This window comes from Streptomyces sp. NPDC048417 (genome assembly GCF_040651615.1).
GTDB lineage: Bacteria > Actinomycetota > Actinomycetes > Streptomycetales > Streptomycetaceae > Streptomyces.
The window spans coordinates 86,683-102,247 of sequence record NZ_JBEZKI010000027.1 but is presented as its reverse complement, the minus strand read 5'-3'; the positions used below and the strand labels follow the sequence as shown (position 1 = coordinate 102,247).

At 73.3% G+C, this 15,565-nt stretch carries 14 protein-coding genes; 13 read left to right on the top strand and 1 reads right to left on the bottom strand.

Annotation, left to right across the window (positions count from 1 at the left end):
* Positions 1-81: 81 nt before the first annotated feature.
* The 6 genes from AB0D59_RS36255 (at position 82) to AB0D59_RS36230 (ending at position 6,854) form a co-directional block, all read left to right on the top strand.
* Complete coding sequence (locus AB0D59_RS36255; RefSeq protein WP_362574784.1) at positions 82-1,716, top strand: polyamine aminopropyltransferase; 1,635 nt, start codon at positions 82-84, stop codon at positions 1,714-1,716.
* A 92-nt stretch (positions 1,717-1,808) separates the two neighbouring features.
* Positions 1,809-2,531: an SRPBCC family protein gene (locus AB0D59_RS36250; RefSeq protein ID WP_362574782.1), complete on the top strand. Its 723-nt coding sequence runs from the start codon at positions 1,809-1,811 to the stop codon at positions 2,529-2,531.
* A 265-nt stretch (positions 2,532-2,796) separates the two neighbouring features.
* The gene (locus AB0D59_RS36245; protein ID WP_362574780.1) at positions 2,797-3,585 is read left to right on the top strand and encodes an aldose 1-epimerase; all 789 of its coding nucleotides are present in this window, start codon (positions 2,797-2,799) and stop codon (positions 3,583-3,585) included.
* A gap of 25 nt (positions 3,586-3,610) precedes the next feature.
* Positions 3,611-4,159, top strand: coding sequence for an orotate phosphoribosyltransferase (pyrE, locus tag AB0D59_RS36240; protein ID WP_362574778.1), 549 nt, complete (start codon positions 3,611-3,613; stop codon positions 4,157-4,159).
* Between the two features lie 169 nt (positions 4,160-4,328).
* Positions 4,329-5,351: a class II fructose-bisphosphate aldolase gene (gene fbaA / locus AB0D59_RS36235; RefSeq protein ID WP_351708122.1), complete on the top strand. Its 1,023-nt coding sequence runs from the start codon at positions 4,329-4,331 to the stop codon at positions 5,349-5,351.
* Between the two features lie 57 nt (positions 5,352-5,408).
* Entirely contained in the window at positions 5,409-6,854 is a 1,446-nt protein-coding gene (locus tag AB0D59_RS36230) for an MFS transporter (protein WP_362574776.1), read from the top strand.
* Positions 6,855-6,933: 79 nt separating this feature from the next.
* On the opposite strand, the gene AB0D59_RS36225 is transcribed toward AB0D59_RS36230, so the two are convergent.
* Positions 6,934-7,353 (bottom strand): DUF3151 domain-containing protein, encoded by a 420-nt coding sequence (locus tag AB0D59_RS36225; protein ID WP_362574774.1) that lies wholly within the window; start codon positions 7,351-7,353, stop codon positions 6,934-6,936.
* A gap of 336 nt (positions 7,354-7,689) precedes the next feature.
* Between AB0D59_RS36225 and AB0D59_RS36220 the strand changes: the two genes are divergently transcribed.
* The 7 genes from AB0D59_RS36220 to AB0D59_RS36190 all read left to right on the top strand — a co-directional run bounded on the left by AB0D59_RS36220 (position 7,690) and on the right by AB0D59_RS36190 (position 15,461).
* The gene (locus AB0D59_RS36220; RefSeq protein WP_362574772.1) at positions 7,690-8,535 is read left to right on the top strand and encodes a tryptophan 2,3-dioxygenase family protein; all 846 of its coding nucleotides are present in this window, start codon (positions 7,690-7,692) and stop codon (positions 8,533-8,535) included.
* Positions 8,528-9,709 carry a kynureninase gene (kynU, locus tag AB0D59_RS36215; protein ID WP_362574770.1) on the top strand — a complete coding sequence of 394 codons (1,182 nt, stop codon included), beginning with the start codon at positions 8,528-8,530 and terminating at the stop codon, positions 9,707-9,709. The genes AB0D59_RS36220 and kynU overlap by 8 nt, the downstream gene beginning before the upstream one ends.
* A 192-nt stretch (positions 9,710-9,901) precedes the next feature.
* The gene (locus AB0D59_RS36210) at positions 9,902-10,777 is read left to right on the top strand and encodes an alpha/beta hydrolase (protein WP_362574768.1); all 876 of its coding nucleotides are present in this window, start codon (positions 9,902-9,904) and stop codon (positions 10,775-10,777) included.
* A 309-nt stretch (positions 10,778-11,086) separates the two neighbouring features.
* Complete coding sequence (locus tag AB0D59_RS36205) at positions 11,087-12,097, top strand: alpha/beta hydrolase (RefSeq protein WP_362574766.1); 1,011 nt, start codon at positions 11,087-11,089, stop codon at positions 12,095-12,097.
* 28 nt (positions 12,098-12,125) lie between these two features.
* A complete protein-coding gene (locus tag AB0D59_RS36200; protein ID WP_362574883.1) occupies positions 12,126-13,364 on the top strand; it encodes an acyltransferase in 1,239 nt (412 codons plus the stop codon).
* A gap of 10 nt (positions 13,365-13,374) precedes the next feature.
* Positions 13,375-14,775, top strand: a complete 1,401-nt coding sequence (locus AB0D59_RS36195; RefSeq protein ID WP_362574764.1) for a sensor histidine kinase — start codon at positions 13,375-13,377, stop codon at positions 14,773-14,775.
* On the top strand, positions 14,772-15,461 hold the full coding sequence (locus tag AB0D59_RS36190) for a response regulator transcription factor (RefSeq protein ID WP_362574762.1): 690 nt from the start codon (positions 14,772-14,774) through the stop codon (positions 15,459-15,461). Before AB0D59_RS36195 ends, AB0D59_RS36190 begins: the two co-directional genes overlap by 4 nt.
* Positions 15,462-15,565 lie beyond the last annotated feature (104 nt).

Below are 15,565 nucleotides of genomic sequence, written 5' to 3'. Positions count from 1 at the left end.
AACCACCAAGGCGTCAAGGGCGGCCGATTTCCACACGTGTGGGTGACGAAGCGTACCGAGCGAGTGACGTAACGTCGCAGAGTGATCGATCCGCACGCACCCGCCCCTCCCGGCGCACCGCCGCCCTGGGGTGCCCCCGCGCCGCTGCCCGTGCGGCCGGGGACGGGCCGGTTCCTGGTCCTGGCGTGCGTCTTCGTCTGCGCGGCCTGCGGGTTGGTGTACGAACTCGAACTCGTGGCCCTCGCCTCGTACTTGATCGGCGACTCGGTCACCCAGGCCTCCGTGGTGCTGTCCGTGATGGTCTTCGCGATGGGCGTCGGCTCGCTGGCCGCGAAGCGGCTGCGCTGGCACGCGGCGGCCGGATTCGGCGCGGTGGAGGCCGCGCTGGCGCTGGTCGGCGGCTGCAGTGCCCTGGCCCTGTACGCCGTCTTCGCCTGGACCGGCGGCTGGGGCGGCCTGTGGTCGGCCGGCCCGCGCTGCCTCCTGGTCGCCTTCTCCCTCGCCATCGGCCTGCTGATCGGCGCCGAGGTGCCGCTCCTGATGGAGCTCATCCAGCGCATCCGCCGCCAGGACGCGGGCGGCGCGGTGGCCGACCTGTTCGCGGCGGACTACGTCGGCGCGCTGGTCGGCGGCCTGGCCTTCCCCTTCCTCCTGCTGCCCTTCCTGGGCCAGTTGACGGGCACCCTGCTCACCGGCACGGTCAACGTCGTCGCCGGCGGCGCTCTGGTCCTCGGCCTGTTCCGCCGCGACCTGTCCCGCCGGGCCCGCTGGACCCTCCTCGTCGCCAACGTGACCGTCCTCGGCGTCCTCGCCTCCGCCGCCGCCCACGTCGACGACTTCGAACGAGCCGCACGGCACGCGGTCTACGGCGACGACGTCCGGGTCGCCCTCCAGACAGACGTCCAGGAGGTCGTCCTCACCGGCGGCACCCACGGCCGCCCCCTCGACCTCTTCCTCGACGGCCGGCTGCGCGTCGGCGGCCGTGACGAACGCCGGTACCACGAAGCCCTCGTCCACCCGGCGATGAGCGGCCCGCACGCGCGCGTGCTGATCCTCGGCGGCGGCGACGGCATGGCCGCGCGCGAGGTGCTCCGCCACCCCGGCGTCGACCGCGTCGACGTCGTCGAACTCGACGCGGGCCTGGTCCGCCTCGCCCGCCAGGACCCCGCCCTCTCCGCGCTCAACGGCCGTGTCTACGACGACCCGCACGTCCACGTGGCGAGCGCCGACGCCTTCTGCTGGTTGCGCCGGACCGCGCCGCACGCCGCGTACGACGTCGTGATCGCCGACCTGCCCGACCCCGGCATCACGGCCAGCACCAAGCTGTACTCCGAGGAGTTCTACGGCCTGGCCCGCCGCGCCCTCGCCCCCGGCGGCCGTCTGGTCGTGCACGCCGGCCCGGTCCGGGCCCGCCCCCGCGACTTCTGGACGGTGGCGGCGACCATACGCGCCGCCGGCCTGGCCGCGACCCCCTACCGGGTCCTCGGCCGCGACCCCGGCCTCACCGCCGGCCCCGACCGCTCGGCGGGCGAGTCCAGGGCCCCGCACGACTGGGGCTTCCTCCTGGCGGCGGAGGGTCCACGGGGGCCGCGGCTACGGCTGCCGGCCGACGGTCCGAAACCGCGCACGCTGACCCGGCGGGACCTGCGCGCAGACGCACTGGAGACGCCGTCGGCGCACCTGCCGGCCTCCACGCTGGTGGATCCGCGGTACTGAGCGGAGGCCGCCGTCAAGGAGCCCGGGCCCCGGCAGCGTGCCGTGCGTCATGGAGGGTACGTCGGCTTGACTCCTGGGTAGGCTCAGTCGGCATGGAGCACCAGGTGTACGTCCCGGCCCCGGCCTCGCGGCTCAGGGAGGCGCTGGCCGACCCCGCGCGGGTCGCCCGGGCCCTCCCCGGCCTCCAGCAGGACACCGGCGCCGCCCCCGGTACCGGCCGCGTCAAGGTCCGCGTCGGCAGCCACTCGATCACCTACCGCGGCTCCCTGCGGGTCAGCGCCCATGACGACGGTTCGTACGCGCTTGACGGCGACGCCACCGAGGCGCGCGGCACCGGCACGGTGAAGCTGGCGCTCACGCTCCGCCTCGCGGACACCGACGAGGGCTGCCAGGTCACGGTGACCGGCACGGCCTCCGCCGGCGGGCGGGTCGCGGAACTGCCGGCGGGGGCGGTGGAGTCGGCGGCGACACGGCTGCTCAACCGTTTCGTGGAGGGTCTGGGGGAGGCGCGGCCCGAGCCCCCGGACCAGCCGGTGTCGATCTTCGAGGCGGATGTCCCGCAGCCGTCCCTGGCGCCCGAACCGGTCGAGGAGCCGCTGCCCGAGATCTTCGCCGAGGCGGCCCACGCCCGCCGCACGATGATCGGCCGCAGCGCGGAGGAGGTCGACCACGCCCCGCCCCGCGGCCGCTACGCGCCGGTGCCGGCACCGCAGACGGTGGCGGCGGCTTCGGCACTGCGCTGGGCCGCACCGGCGGCGGCACTGGCCCTGGCGTCGGCGATCGTGGTGACGAGGGCATTGCGGAGACGCCGCTGAGCGGGGCCGCCGCAGGAGGGGGTGCCACTCGCCCGCGCTTGCGCGGTGCCTCCCCCAGAGGGGTACCCCCAGCGCCCACCCGTGCCGCCTGGGGGCACCTCCCAGGCCCTTGAGGCACTTGGGAGAGGCACGACTGCCCGCGGCCGAGGCGCCCCTTCAGGGGCGCGGGGCCGTGTTCCATGTGCGGCGGCTGCCGCGTGGGCGCGAGCGACCCCCACCCACCCGCACCCGAAACTCGACGCGCGTCCCCCAGTACTGTCATCCCGTGAGTAACGAAGACATCACGCTGACCGCAGGCGACGCCACCCTCCACCTGCACCCCGGCAACGGCGGCCGGATCGCAGGACTGGAAGTCGGCTCCCTCGAACTCCTCCGCCAGGGCGAGCGCTTCGGCTGCTTCCCGATGGTGCCGTGGTGCGGCCGGATCCGGGACGGCCGTTTCCGCGACGGCGCCGACATCGTCCAGATGCCGCTCAACTCCCCGCCGCACGCCATCCACGGCACCGCCCGCGACGGCGCCTGGCGCACCGCCCGCCGCTCCGCGGACGAGGCCGTGATCACGTGCGAACTAGGTGACCCCTGGCCGCACCCCGCGCGCGTCACGCACGCCGTGCGGCTCACCGAGGACTCGTTGACGCTGACGATGGCCGTGGAGACGTACGACAACTCCTTCCCGGCGCAGATCGGCTGGCATCCCTGGTTCAACCGCAACCTCGGCGGCCAGGACGCCCGGATCGACTTCGCCCCGGCCTGGCAGGAGGAGCGCGGCGCGGACCACCTGCCCACCGGCAACCGCATCGACCCCGGGCCCGGCCCCTGGGACGACTGCTTCGGCATGCCCGACGGCGTCGACGTCACCCTCACCTGGCCGGGGCAGCTGGAGCTGAAGGTGGCCAGCCGTGAGCATTGGGTCGTGGTCTACGACGAGCAGGAGGCGGCCGTGTGCGTGGAGCCGCAGACCGGCCCGCCGAACGGCCTGAACACGCTCCCCCGGCTCGTCACCCCGCTGGAGCCGCTGGAAGCCACCACCACCTGGACCTGGCGCCGCCTGTGAGCGCGCCGCCTCTAAGCTGATGGGCATGACGGACGTACGCGCTGAGCTGCTGCAACAGATCAAGGACAAGGCCGTGGTGCACGGCAGGGTGACCCTGTCGTCGGGGCTGGAGGCGGACTACTACGTCGACCTCCGCCGCGTCACCCTCGACGGGACGGCCGCCCCGCTGGTCGGCCAGGTGCTGCTCGACCTGACCGACGGCCTGGAGTACGACGCCGTCGGCGGCCTCACCATGGGCGCCGACCCGGTCGCCGGCGCGATGCTGCACGCGGCCGCCGCGCGGGGCCGCCGCCTCGACGCCTTCGTCGTCCGCAAGGCGGCGAAGGCGCACGGGCTGCAGCGCCGGGTGGAGGGGCCGGAGATCAAGGGCCGGCGGGTGCTCGTCGTGGAGGACACCTCCACCACCGGCGGGTCCCCGCTCGCCGCCGTGGAGGCCGTGCGCGAGGCCGGTGCCGAGGTCGTCGCCGTCGCGACGATCGTCGACCGGGCCACCGGCGCCGACGAGAAGATCCGCGAAGGCGCGGGCGTGCCGTACCTGTTCGCCTTCTCGAAGGATGAACTGGGGCTGGACTGACACCCCGGTCGACGAGTGGGATTGACCCGGATGCGACCGGCGACCGGCGCCCGGAGCATCGGTTCATGTCTGGAAAGATGGGGACGACGATGACGTCGTACCTCAAGGTCTAGGTCAGGGCCGTAGAGAACCAGCAGTACGCCGACCCGCACACTCAAGGAGCGGACAAATGCCCATCGCAACCCCCGAGGTCTACAACGAGATGCTCGACCGGGCGAAGGCAGGCAAGTTCGCCTACCCGGCCATCAACGTCACCTCGAGCCAGACCCTGAACGCTGCGCTGCGCGGCTTCGCGGAGGCGGAGAGCGACGGCATCGTCCAGATCTCTACCGGTGGTGCCGAGTTCCTCGGCGGCCAGTACAGCAAGGACATGGTGACCGGCGCGGTCGCGCTCGCCGAGTTCGCGCACGTCATCGCCGAGAAGTACCCGGTCAACATCGCGCTCCACACCGACCACTGCCCGAAGGACAAGCTCGACGGGTACGTGCGTCCGCTGATCGCGATCTCCAAGAAGCGCGTCGAGGCCGGTCTGACCCCGCTGTTCCAGTCGCACATGTGGGACGGCTCCGCCGAGACCCTCGCCGACAACCTGGCCATCGCGCAGGAGCTCCTCGAGCAGGCCCGCGCGGCCAACATCATCCTCGAGGTCGAGATTACCCCGACCGGCGGCGAGGAGGACGGCGTCTCGCACGAGATCAACGACTCCCTCTACACCACCGTCGAGGACGCGATCCGCACCGCCGAGGCGCTGGGCCTGGGCGAGAAGGGCCGCTACCTGCTGGCCGCCTCCTTCGGCAACGTGCACGGTGTGTACAAGCCGGGCAACGTCGTGCTCCGCCCCGACCTGCTCAAGGAGCTGGCCGACGGCGTGGCCGCCAAGTTCGGCAAGCAGTCGCCGTTCGACTTCGTCTTCCACGGCGGCTCCGGCTCCACCGAGCAGGAGATCCGCACCGCGCTGGAGAACGGCGTGGTGAAGATGAACCTGGACACGGACACCCAGTACGCCTTCACCCGCCCGGTCGCCGACCACATGTTCAAGAACTACGACGGCGTCCTGAAGGTCGACGGCGAGGTCGGCTCCAAGAAGACCTACGACCCGCGCACCTGGGGCAAGCTCGCCGAGGCGGGCATGGCCGCGCGTGTCGTCGAGGCCACCCAGAACCTGCGCTCCGCGGGCAACAAGATCAAGTAGTCGGGCATTTCCTGGGACCCGGTGCTACGGCGCCGGGTCCGCTGTATACCTGGAACCATGCCCGATGTCCGGCTCGCCTCACCGCAGGGCAAGTGGATCCTCTTCACCACGGTCCTCGGTTCCAGCATGGCCATGCTGGACTCCACGGTCGTCAATGTCGCGCTGCCCCGCATCGGGCGTGACCTGGACGCGAGCCTGTCGGCTCTGCAGTGGACGGTCAACGCGTACATGCTGACGCTGGCCGGGCTGATCCTGCTCGGCGGCTCGCTCGGCGACCAGTACGGCCGCCGCAAGCTCTTCGTGATCGGCGTGGTCTGGTTCGCGTCCGCGTCCCTGCTGTGCGGCCTGGCACCCACCGCCGGTGTCCTGGTCGGTGCCCGCGCGCTCCAGGGCATCGGCGGCGCGCTCCTCACACCGGGCTCGCTGGCGTTGATCCAGGCGTCCTTCCACCCCGACGACCGGGCCGGGGCGGTCGGACTGTGGTCCGGTTTCGGCGGTATCGGCGCGGCCGTGGGCCCGTTCCTGGGTGGCTGGCTGGTGGACGGCCCGGGCTGGCGCTGGGTGTTCCTGCTCAACGTCCCGCTGGCGCTGCTCTGCGTCCCGGTCGCCCTGCGCCATGTCCCGGAGTCCGCCGACGGCCGGGTGCACGGCCGCTTCGACATCCTCGGCGCGGTCCTCGGCGCGCTCGCGCTGGGTCTGGTGACCTACGCGCTGATCCAGGGCGGGACGGTGGCCTACGTCGTCGGCGCTCTCGGGATCGCGACCGCCGTGGCCTTCGTCTACGTCGAGAAGCGGCGCCCGGATCCGATGCTCCCGCTCGGCATCTTCGCCTCACGCCAGTTCTCGGCGCTCAATCTGGTCACCCTGTGCGTGTACGGGGCGTTCGGCGGTTACTTCTTCCTGACCGCGCTCCAACTCCAGGTGGTGGCCGGTTACTCGGCCCTGGCCGCCGGTACGGCCCTGCTGCCGACCACCGCCCTGATGCTGCTCTTCTCGGCCCGCTCGGGCGCCCTGGCGGACCGGATCGGCCCCCGGATCCCGCTCACGGTGGGCCCGCTGCTGTGCGCCGGCGCGATGCTGCTGATGCTGCGGATCGGCAAGGACGCGAACTACCTCACGGATGTCCTGCCGGCGGTGCTGGTGATGGGCGTCGGCCTGGTCACCCTGGTCGCCCCGCTCACCGCGACGGTCCTGGCCTCCGTGGACACCACGCGGGCGGGCATCGCCAGCGGCATCAACAACGCGGCGGCGCGGGCGGCCGGCCTGATCGCGGTGGCCGCGCTGCCGCTGCTGACGGGGATGGGTCCGGAGGCGTACCGCTCGGCGGACGCGTTCAACGCGGCGTTCCGCCGGGCGATGCCGATCTGCGCGGGGGTGCTGGTGGTCGGGGCGGCGCTGGCCTTCACCCTGGTACGCCGCCCGGCCCCCGGCTGCCGCCGCCCCGAATGCCGCACGCACGGCAACGTGACCTCGCCGCCGCTGGAGCCCGTGAGCCGTACCTGACGACGGCCGGGGCCGCCGGGCGGCACCGGCCTTCGCCGTGGTGCGCCGCCGGGCTCCGGGCGCCCGTGCCGCCGGGGAGCTACGCCTTCAGCTCGTCGTACGCCTCGGCGCTGCTGTCCTTCAGGAACTGCCAGCAGCGCTCCTTCTCGTCCTTCTCGTCGATCACCCCGGCGGCCCGGGCGAGCGCGGCGAGGCAGCGCAGGAACCCGCGGTTGGCCCGGTGCTCCCAGGGGATCGGACCGTGCCCCTTCCACCCGGCCCGGCGCAGCGCGTCAAGGCCACGGTGGTAGCCGGTCCGTGCGTAGGCGTACGACTCGACGACCGCGCCGCGCTCGAACGCGTCGTCGGCGAGCAGCGCCCAGGCCAGCGAGAAGGTCGGGAACTTCGCCGCCACCTCGACCGGAGCCAGCGACTCCTCACCCAACAGGCGGTACGCCTCTTCGTTCTCGGGCAGATAGGTCGGCTCCGGGCCGCCGAGCAGGTTCGTGTGCGTCGTCATGGCGCCAGTCTGCCACCGCCGCCCGCGCCGGAGCCCAGGGGAGGGCGACGACCGGCGGTGGCCGCACCGCGTGTTCCGTGGTCTTCCGGACCGCCGTCTCGCAGATCGCCGTAGAGGGAGCACGCGCGGTCGTGGCCCAGCCGGTTCCGGCGGCCCGGAACCGGGTGGGCCGACCGGGTGATCCGGTCCCGGTGGTGACCGGTGTGGCCCGTCTGGCAGTGGGCGGGCCTTGCCGTGTGCGGGGTACGTTGCGGAAGATGCGGGTGGGGACCGGGGCCCCCGTGTCGACAACGGCAGGGGCGGACCGCTACCCGGAGTACACAACAGGAGACAGCGATGTCCCTTCAGGCTCAGCCCGACGAGGCTTCGGAGCCCGAGACCCCGCATCTCGACTTCGCGGGCACGACGCCGTACGAGGACTACGTCAGGGCGGACGTGCTCACCCACCTCCAGCACACCCTCTCCGACGATCCCGGAGAGATGGTCTTCCTGGTCACGACCCAGGTCATGGAGCTGTGGTTCACCGTCATCGTCCACGAGTGGGAGACCGCGGCGGCCGCCCTGCGCGGCGACGACATCCCCACCGCGATCGACGCGCTCAAACGGTCCACCCGGGAACTGGAGGCGCTGAACGCCTCCTGGAAACCGCTCGGCCGGCTCACCCCCGCCCAGTTCAACTCCTACCGCTCGGCCCTCGGCGAGGGCTCCGGCTTCCAGTCGGCGATGTACCGGCGGATGGAGTTCCTGCTCGGCGAGAAGTCCGCGTCCATGCTCGTCCCGCACCGCGGAGCCCCCCGCGTCCACGCGGAACTGGAGAAGGCCCTGTACGAGCCGAGCCTGTACGACGAGGTGGTGCGGCTCCTCGCGCGCCGCGGACACCCGGTCCCGGACGCGGTGCTCCACCGTGACGTGTCCCGGCGGTACGACGCCTCGGACGCCGTCGAGGCCGCCTGGGCCACCGTCTACTCGGGCGACGGGGACGCCGAACTCGCGCGGCTCGGCGAGGCGTTGACCGACGTGGCCGAACTGGTCTGGCGCTGGCGCAACGACCACCTGGTCGCCACCCGCCGCGCCATGGGCGCCAAGCCCGGCACCGGCGGCTCGGCCGGGGTCGCCTGGCTGGAGAAGCGCGCCCGCAAGAACGTGTTCCCGGAGCTGTGGACGGCGAGGTCCCATGTCTGAACTGGCCCTGCGGGCGGAGAAACTGGACGCGGCGGACGAGCTGGCCGGGGTGCGCTCCCGCTTCGCCCTCGACGACGTCACGTACCTGGACGGCAACTCGCTGGGCGCCCTGCCCGCGCACGTGCCCGGCCGGGTCGAGGACGTGGTCCGGCGGCAGTGGGGCGAGCTGCGCATCCGGTCCTGGGACGAGAGCGGCTGGTGGACGGCGCCGGAGCGGATCGGCGACCGGATCGCCCCGCTGGTCGGCGCGGCGGCCGGCCAGATCGTGGTCGGCGACTCCACAAGTGTCAACGTCTTCAAGGCACTTGTCGGCGCGGTACGGCTCGCGGGGGAGGGGCGTACGGAGATCCTGGTCGACGCGACCACCTTCCCCGCCGACGGCTACATCGCCGAGTCGGCGGCCCGGCTCACCGGCCGTACGCTGCGGCCGGTGGCGCCCGCGGAGGTGCGCTCCGCGCTCGGCGACCGTACGGCCGCCGTCCTGCTCAACCACGTCGACTACCGCACGGGCCGGCTGCACGACCTGCCGTCCCTCACCGCCGCGATCCACGCGGTGGGGGCCGTGGCCGTCTGGGACCTGTGCCACAGCGCGGGCGCGCTCCCGGTCGGCCTCGACGAGCACGGGGTCGACCTGGCGGTCGGCTGCACCTACAAGTACCTGAACGGCGGCCCGGGTTCACCGGCGTACCTGTACGTCCGCCGCGACCTCCAGGACCGCTTCGACTCGCCGCTGCCCGGCTGGAACTCGCACGCCGAGCCGTTCGGGATGCGATCGGAGTACGAGCCGGCCGCGGGCGCGATGCGCGGCCGTGTCGGCACCCCGGACATCCTCTCCATGCTGGCCCTGGAGGCGGCGCTGGAGGTCTGGGACGGGGTGCCGGTGGCCGCCGTGCGCGCCAAGTCCCTGGCCCTGACGGACTTCTTCCTGGAGTGCGTCGAGGCGTACCTGCCCGCGGGTCGCGTCGAGTGCGTGACCCCGGTGGCGCACGAGGAGCGCGGCAGCCAGATCGCGCTGCGCTGCCCGGACGCCGGGGACGTGATGAAGCGGCTGATCGAGCGGGGGGTGGTCGGGGACTTCCGGCATCCCGACGTCCTCCGCTTCGGCTTCACCCCGCTGTACGTCGGTTTCGCGGACGCGGAACGGGCGGCGCGGGTGCTGGCGGAGGTCGTGTAGCACCCTGCGGCGAGTCGACATACGGACACGACGACCCGGTTGGGAAAGGCCGGGACGGTACAGAACCGTGTAATCCTCACCGTGCGTGACATCCACGTGTCGCCGCACGTCACCGGCCTGATACCGTCCCGGCCAACGGCCGAATTCCCCACCTGGTCCGCCAATTTCATTACGCCGCTGAGAGGTTGGAGCATGCCGGACGACGCCGCAGCAGAACGGGCCGCAGCCGAGGAGGAGTCGGCCTTCTCGCACGAGCATGTCGCGCCCGACGCCACGGCGGCCTACGGCGACCACCCCGACCAGGTGATCGACTTCTACGTCCCGCGCGGCGGCGAGCCCGTGGCCCCGCTGGTCGTGGTCCTGCACGGAGGCGCGTGGCGGGCACCGTACGACCGCGGCCACCTCACCCCCTTCGCCGACTTCCTGGCCCGGCGCGGCTTCGCGGTGGCCAACGTCGAGTACCGGCGCGGTGCGACGCTTCCCGCGCAGGGCGGCTCGGCCCCGATCGCCGGCCGCTGGCCGGACACCTTCGACGACATCGCGGCCGCGCTGGACGCGCTGCCCGCGCTGGCCCGGGAGGCGCTGCCCCAGGCGGACCTGCGCCGCACGGTCCTCACCGGCCACTCGGCCGGCGGCCACCTGGCGCTGTGGGCGGCGGCCCGGCACGTCCTCCCGGCGGACGCCGTGTGGCGCACGTCCGGCCCGGCGTCGCTGCGGGGCGTGGTGGCCCTGGCCCCCATCGCGGACTTCGCGGTCGCGGAGAAGCTGGAGGTCTGCGGCCACGCTGCGCTCCAACTCCTCGGCGGTGGCGACCAGTTCACCGACCGGCAGCGCTATGCCGACCCGGCGCTGCTGCTGCCCACCGGCATCGCGACCACCCTGGTCCAGGGCCGCACGGACAACGTCGTCCCGCAGGCGGTCGCCGAGGCCTACGCGGAGGCGGCGGCGAAGGCGGGCGAGGTGGTGGGGCTGACGCTGCTGGAGGACGTCGGCCACTTCCCGCTGATCGACCCGGCGGCGGACGCGTGCGCGGTGGTGGCGGAGGAGATCGCCCAACTGGCGTACTGAGCCCGGCCGGCCCCCTGTGCCGGGCCGACCTGCAGGGCCGACCTGCCGGGCTCGGTCGACCTCGTGGCGACCTGCCGGGCTCGGTCGACCTCGTGGCGACCTGCCGGGCTCGGCCGACCTCGTGACGACCTGCCGGGCTCGGTCGACCTCGTGGCGACCTGCCCCTGAACCTCCCCCCACATACCCGTAGTACCTGAGAGCTACCCGCCAGGTGAGTTCTCTGGCGGGACGCGAACGACGTCGCCCGCTCCGTAATTTCCCGTTCAGACAAGCCCGACGGCCGGGCGGACTGACGGGGAGGGGCCGACCATGACGGGGGAGCGGGAGAGGTCTGTCCGGGGGCGCGGGGACTGGCGTCACAGGCTGCGCCGCACCACGCTCGCCGCCCTCCTCACCGCGGCCGTGGTCCTGCCCCTCTCCGCGGCCACCCAGCCCCGGATCCCGGCTCCGGCACCGGCCGCCCTCTCCGCACCCCGCACCCCGGCCGCCGTCACCACGGCCTACCGGGTCAACCGCGAGAACGCCGCCGAAGCCGCCCGCATGGCCGCCGCCCACGGCGACCTCTCCCGCGCCGCCGCAGACCGCGCCCTCGCCTCCCCCTCCCGCCGTCTCCTCCACTTCGACGCCCGCGGCACCGGCCAGGCCACCGAGGTCTTCGGCGACCTGGCGCACGCCGGCCGCGTCGCCGTCCTCGTCCCCGGGTCCGACACCACCCTCGACACCTACGCCCGCTTCCACACCGCGGCCGAGTCCCTCCACCGGCGCCTCGCCCACGAGCACCCGCGGACCCGGAGCGCCGTCGTCGCCTGGCTCGGCTACCGGACCCCCGCCACGATCAGCACCACCGTCCTCACTCCGGGCCGGGCCGACCAGGCCGCCCCGCGTCTGCGCGAGTTCATCCGTGAACTGCACACGCTCACCGCCCCCGGGCCGGCGGCGGTCTCCCTCCTCTGCCACTCCTACGGCACGGTGGTCTGCGCCCGCACCGCCCCCGCCCTCACCGGCCTCGGTGTCACCGACATCGCGCTGGTCGGCAGTCCCGGCACCGGCGCCGGCTCGGTCAGGGCCCTGCACACGTCCGCCCGGGTCTGGGCGGCCCGAGGCGCCGGCGACTGGATAGCCGAGGTCCCGCACGTCACCGCCGACCTCTTCGGCACGACCGTCGGTTTCGGCACCGACCCCGTGTCCCGGGCCTTCGGCGCCCGCGTCTTCGCGGCGGGCCCCGGCGGCCACAGCGCCTACTTCACCCCGGGCTCGGTCTCTCTGGCCAACCTCGCCCGGATCGTCCTCGGCGAGACCACGGAGGTCACCCGTGCCTGAGTCACCGCCACCCCGCCTCCCGAACCGCATACGTCATCTCGCCCACCGCGTACGCCTTCTCGCCCACCGCATCGACACCGTCACCCCACCCGACCGGGACCGCGCCGTGGACGCCCTCCGCGCGTTCGCCATCCTCGGCGTGGTGCTCGGCCACTGGCTGGTCACGGCGCTGGTGGCGGACGGCGGCAGGCTGCACACCAGCAGCCCCCTCCAGCGGCTTCCCTGGCTGGCCCCGATCTCCTGGATCTTCCAGACCCTGGCGGTGTTCTTCCTGGTCGGCGGTCATGCGGCAACCCGCAGCCACATCAGCGCACAGGCCGCCGGCACCCCCTACCACCGTTGGCTGAAGTCCCGGCTGTCCCGTCTCTTCAAGCCGGTCGCCGCGGTCCTGACCTTGTGGACGATCGCGACCACCGCCCTCCTGCTCTCCGGCACCGACGTCACCACCGTCCACACCCTCGCCAAACTCGCCCTGTCCCCGCTCTGGTTCCTCGTGGTCTTCGCGGCGCTCACGGCGGCGACCCCGCTCGTCGCCCGGCTCAACCCCCTGTGGCCGCTGGCCGTCGTCCTTCACGTGGACCTTCTCCGTTTCGGCTTCGGCGCTCCGGCCGCCCTCGGCTGGGTGAACCTGGCGGCGGGCTGGCTGGTGCCGTACACCCTGGGCGCCGCCTGGACACGCGGTGAACCGGACCAGCCACGCGCCGGCTGGGTCCTGCTCGTCGGCGGTACGGCGGCGACGGCGGGGCTCGTCGCGTGCGCGGGCTATCCGGCCTCGATGGTCGGCGTCCCCGGCGCGTCCGTCTCCAACCTCGACCCGCCCACGCTGGCCGCCGTCACCTTCGGCCTGGCCCAGTGCGGCCTGGCCCTGCTCCTGCGCGAGCGACTGCGTCGTACGATGCGCCGCCCGCTCGCCTGGGCGGCGGTGGCCCTGGTGAACCTCTCCGCTATGACGATCTTCCTCTGGCACCAGACGGCCCTGATGGCGACCACCGCCACCGGCCTCCTGTGCGGCCGCCTCCCCGGCCTCCACACACCCCCCGACCACCTCACCTGGGCCGCGGCCCGCCTGATGTGGCTCCCGGTGTTCGCCCTGGCGCTCGCCGTCTGCTGGGCGGCGTTCCACACGTACGAGCGCCCCGGCGCGCCCCACCGCTCCCGCGCCCGCTCGCATGTCGCCGTCTGCCGGCCGGACACCACCCGCCCGCACGTGGTCACGGACCACCGCTCGTCCGATCAGGCGACACCGATCGGAGCCCGTCGTGTCTAGGCTGGCCGACGTGACGGAAACGGGGAGCCGGCGGGCGTTCGCGGGCCGCGTCCTGCTCGGGCTGCGGATCCTGCGGGACGACCTGTGGACCGTGCGGGCGGACCCCCTGCCCCCCTCGGTGTGGCTGCGCTGGCTGCCGCACGGGGTGTTGTGGCTGACGGCGGTCGTCATCACGTTCGCCGGCCTGTCCGAGCTGCAGAACCACGGACGGCTGGGTTTCGGCGGCGCCTTCCTGCTCGCGCTCTCGGAGGGCGGCTCGGTCGTCCTCGCCATGTGGCGGCCGATCCCGGCGTGGTGGCTCTCGACGGGCGGCATGGTGGTGGGCGCGGTGGCGCTGCTCGACCGGCTGGACACGCCCCCGGGAATGCGGTTCACCTGGCCGTGGCCGGTGACCGGGATCATCGCGCAGTTGCTGGTCCTGTTGCTCCTTTCGCTACGGGTCCGGTTCCGGGTGGCCGTCGAGGCGCTGGTGCTGACCGCGTTCGTCACCCTCTTCCTGGAGGGACAGCTGGGCGGGCGACCGCACGTGTCCACCACGGTGGTGACCATCGCCCTGTCCGCGCTGGTCATCCCGTTCGGCGCGGCGCTGCGCGGCCGCCGCGAGGCACGCGCGGAGCTCAGTCACCAGTCCACCCTGACCGCCGAGGAGCGGGCCCGGCGCACCCTGCTGGAGGAGCGCAGCCGGATCGCGCGCGAACTGCACGACGTGGTGGCCCACCACATGTCGGTCATCTCCATCCAGGCCCAGGTCGCCCCACACCTGGTGGACAACCCGTCGGACGAGCTGCGCGAGAACCTCGACGGCATCCGGCACAACGCCCTGGAGGCGCTGACCGAACTGCGCAGAGTCCTGGGCGTCCTGCGCTCGGAGAGCCCCGACGAGGACCCGCCCGACGACACCGGCGCCGGCCCGCACAGCCCGCAGCCGACCCTGGACCGGCTGGACGCGCTGGTCGAGAACACCAGGGCGGCCGGTCTGACGGTCACCGCGCGGATCGTCGGCAACCGCCGCCCGCTGCCGCCGGGCGTGGAGCTGTCGGCGTACCGGATCGTGCAGGAGGCGCTGAGCAACGTCCTGCGGCACGCGCCGGGGGCCACCGCCCATGTCGAGATCGAGTACATGTCGTACGGGCTGCTGGTGGGGGTCGGAAACACCCGGCCGACCCGGCCCGCTCCGCCGTCGCCGGGCGCCGGGCACGGACTGCTCGGCATGCGGGAGCGGGCGGCGATGCTGGGCGGCGCGCTGACGGCGGAGCCCCGGCCGGACGGCGGCTACCAGGTCTTCGCACGGCTGCCGGCCGCCGGTGCCGCCGCGGCCCTGGCGCCCCGCCACACCCCCGGCGCCCTGCCCGGTGCCACGGATCGCACCGGCACCATCCCTGCCCTTGATTCGAAGGACGGCCGCGCATGACGAGCAGCAATGGCAGCAGCCCCATCCGCGTGGTCATCGCCGACGACCAGCAGATGGTCCGGCAGGGCTTCACCGTGCTGCTGAACGCCCAGCCCGGCCTCGAGGTGGTCGGCCAGGCGGTGGACGGGCTGGAAGCCGTGGTGAAGGTCGCCGAACTCACCCCGGACGTCGTCCTCATGGACATCCGCATGCCCGAGCTCAACGGCATCGAGGCCACCCGCCGGATCGTCGGCGAACGCCCGGACATCAAGGTGCTGGTGCTGACCACCTTCGACCTGGACGAGTACGTGTACGAGGCGTTGCGGGCCGGGGCGTCCGGGTTCCTGCTCAAGGACGCGTCCGCGGACCAGCTCGCCGAGGCGGTCCGGGTGGTGGCGGCCGGCGACGCGCTGCTCGCACCCGGCGTCACGCGTCGGCTGATCGCCCAGTTCTCCCAGCTGGACGGCGGCGGGGTGCGCGCCCCGCTGAAGACACGCGTCGGTGATCTGACCGAGCGCGAGACGGAGGTCCTCACGCTGATCGCGCAGGGGCTGTCGAACGCGGAGATCGCCGAGCGGCTGGTCGTCGCCGAGCAGACCGTGAAGACCCATGTGGGCCGCATCCTGGTGAAGCTGGGCCTCAGGGACCGCACCCAGGCGGCGGTGTTCGCGTACGAGTCGGGGCTGGTGCGGCCGTCGGGGTACTGACGGCCCCCGGACCCCCTGGGGCAGTCCTCGTAGTACCTGAGAGGGATGCCGAAGGACCCTTCTCACTGGTGACGACGGCGACCCCGGCCTCCGCCTACGGTCGT

Bases quoted from the DNA above. Each gene is read 5' to 3' on its own strand.
- AB0D59_RS36250 (WP_362574782.1), top strand. From the start codon at position 1,809: ATGGAGCACCAGGTGTACGTCCCGGCCCCGGCCTCGCGGCTCAGGGAG.
- pyrE (WP_362574778.1), top strand. From the start codon at position 3,611: ATGACGGACGTACGCGCTGAGCTGCTGCAACAGATCAAGGACAAGGCC.
- fbaA (WP_351708122.1), top strand. From the start codon at position 4,329: ATGCCCATCGCAACCCCCGAGGTCTACAACGAGATGCTCGACCGGGCG.
- AB0D59_RS36230 (WP_362574776.1), top strand. From the start codon at position 5,409: ATGCCCGATGTCCGGCTCGCCTCACCGCAGGGCAAGTGGATCCTCTTC.
- AB0D59_RS36225 (WP_362574774.1), bottom strand. From the start codon at position 7,353: ATGACGACGCACACGAACCTGCTCGGCGGCCCGGAGCCGACCTATCTG.
- AB0D59_RS36220 (WP_362574772.1), top strand. From the start codon at position 7,690: ATGTCCCTTCAGGCTCAGCCCGACGAGGCTTCGGAGCCCGAGACCCCG.
- kynU (WP_362574770.1), top strand. From the start codon at position 8,528: ATGTCTGAACTGGCCCTGCGGGCGGAGAAACTGGACGCGGCGGACGAG.
- AB0D59_RS36210 (WP_362574768.1), top strand. From the start codon at position 9,902: ATGCCGGACGACGCCGCAGCAGAACGGGCCGCAGCCGAGGAGGAGTCG.
- AB0D59_RS36205 (WP_362574766.1), top strand. From the start codon at position 11,087: ATGACGGGGGAGCGGGAGAGGTCTGTCCGGGGGCGCGGGGACTGGCGT.
- AB0D59_RS36190 (WP_362574762.1), top strand. From the start codon at position 14,772: ATGACGAGCAGCAATGGCAGCAGCCCCATCCGCGTGGTCATCGCCGAC.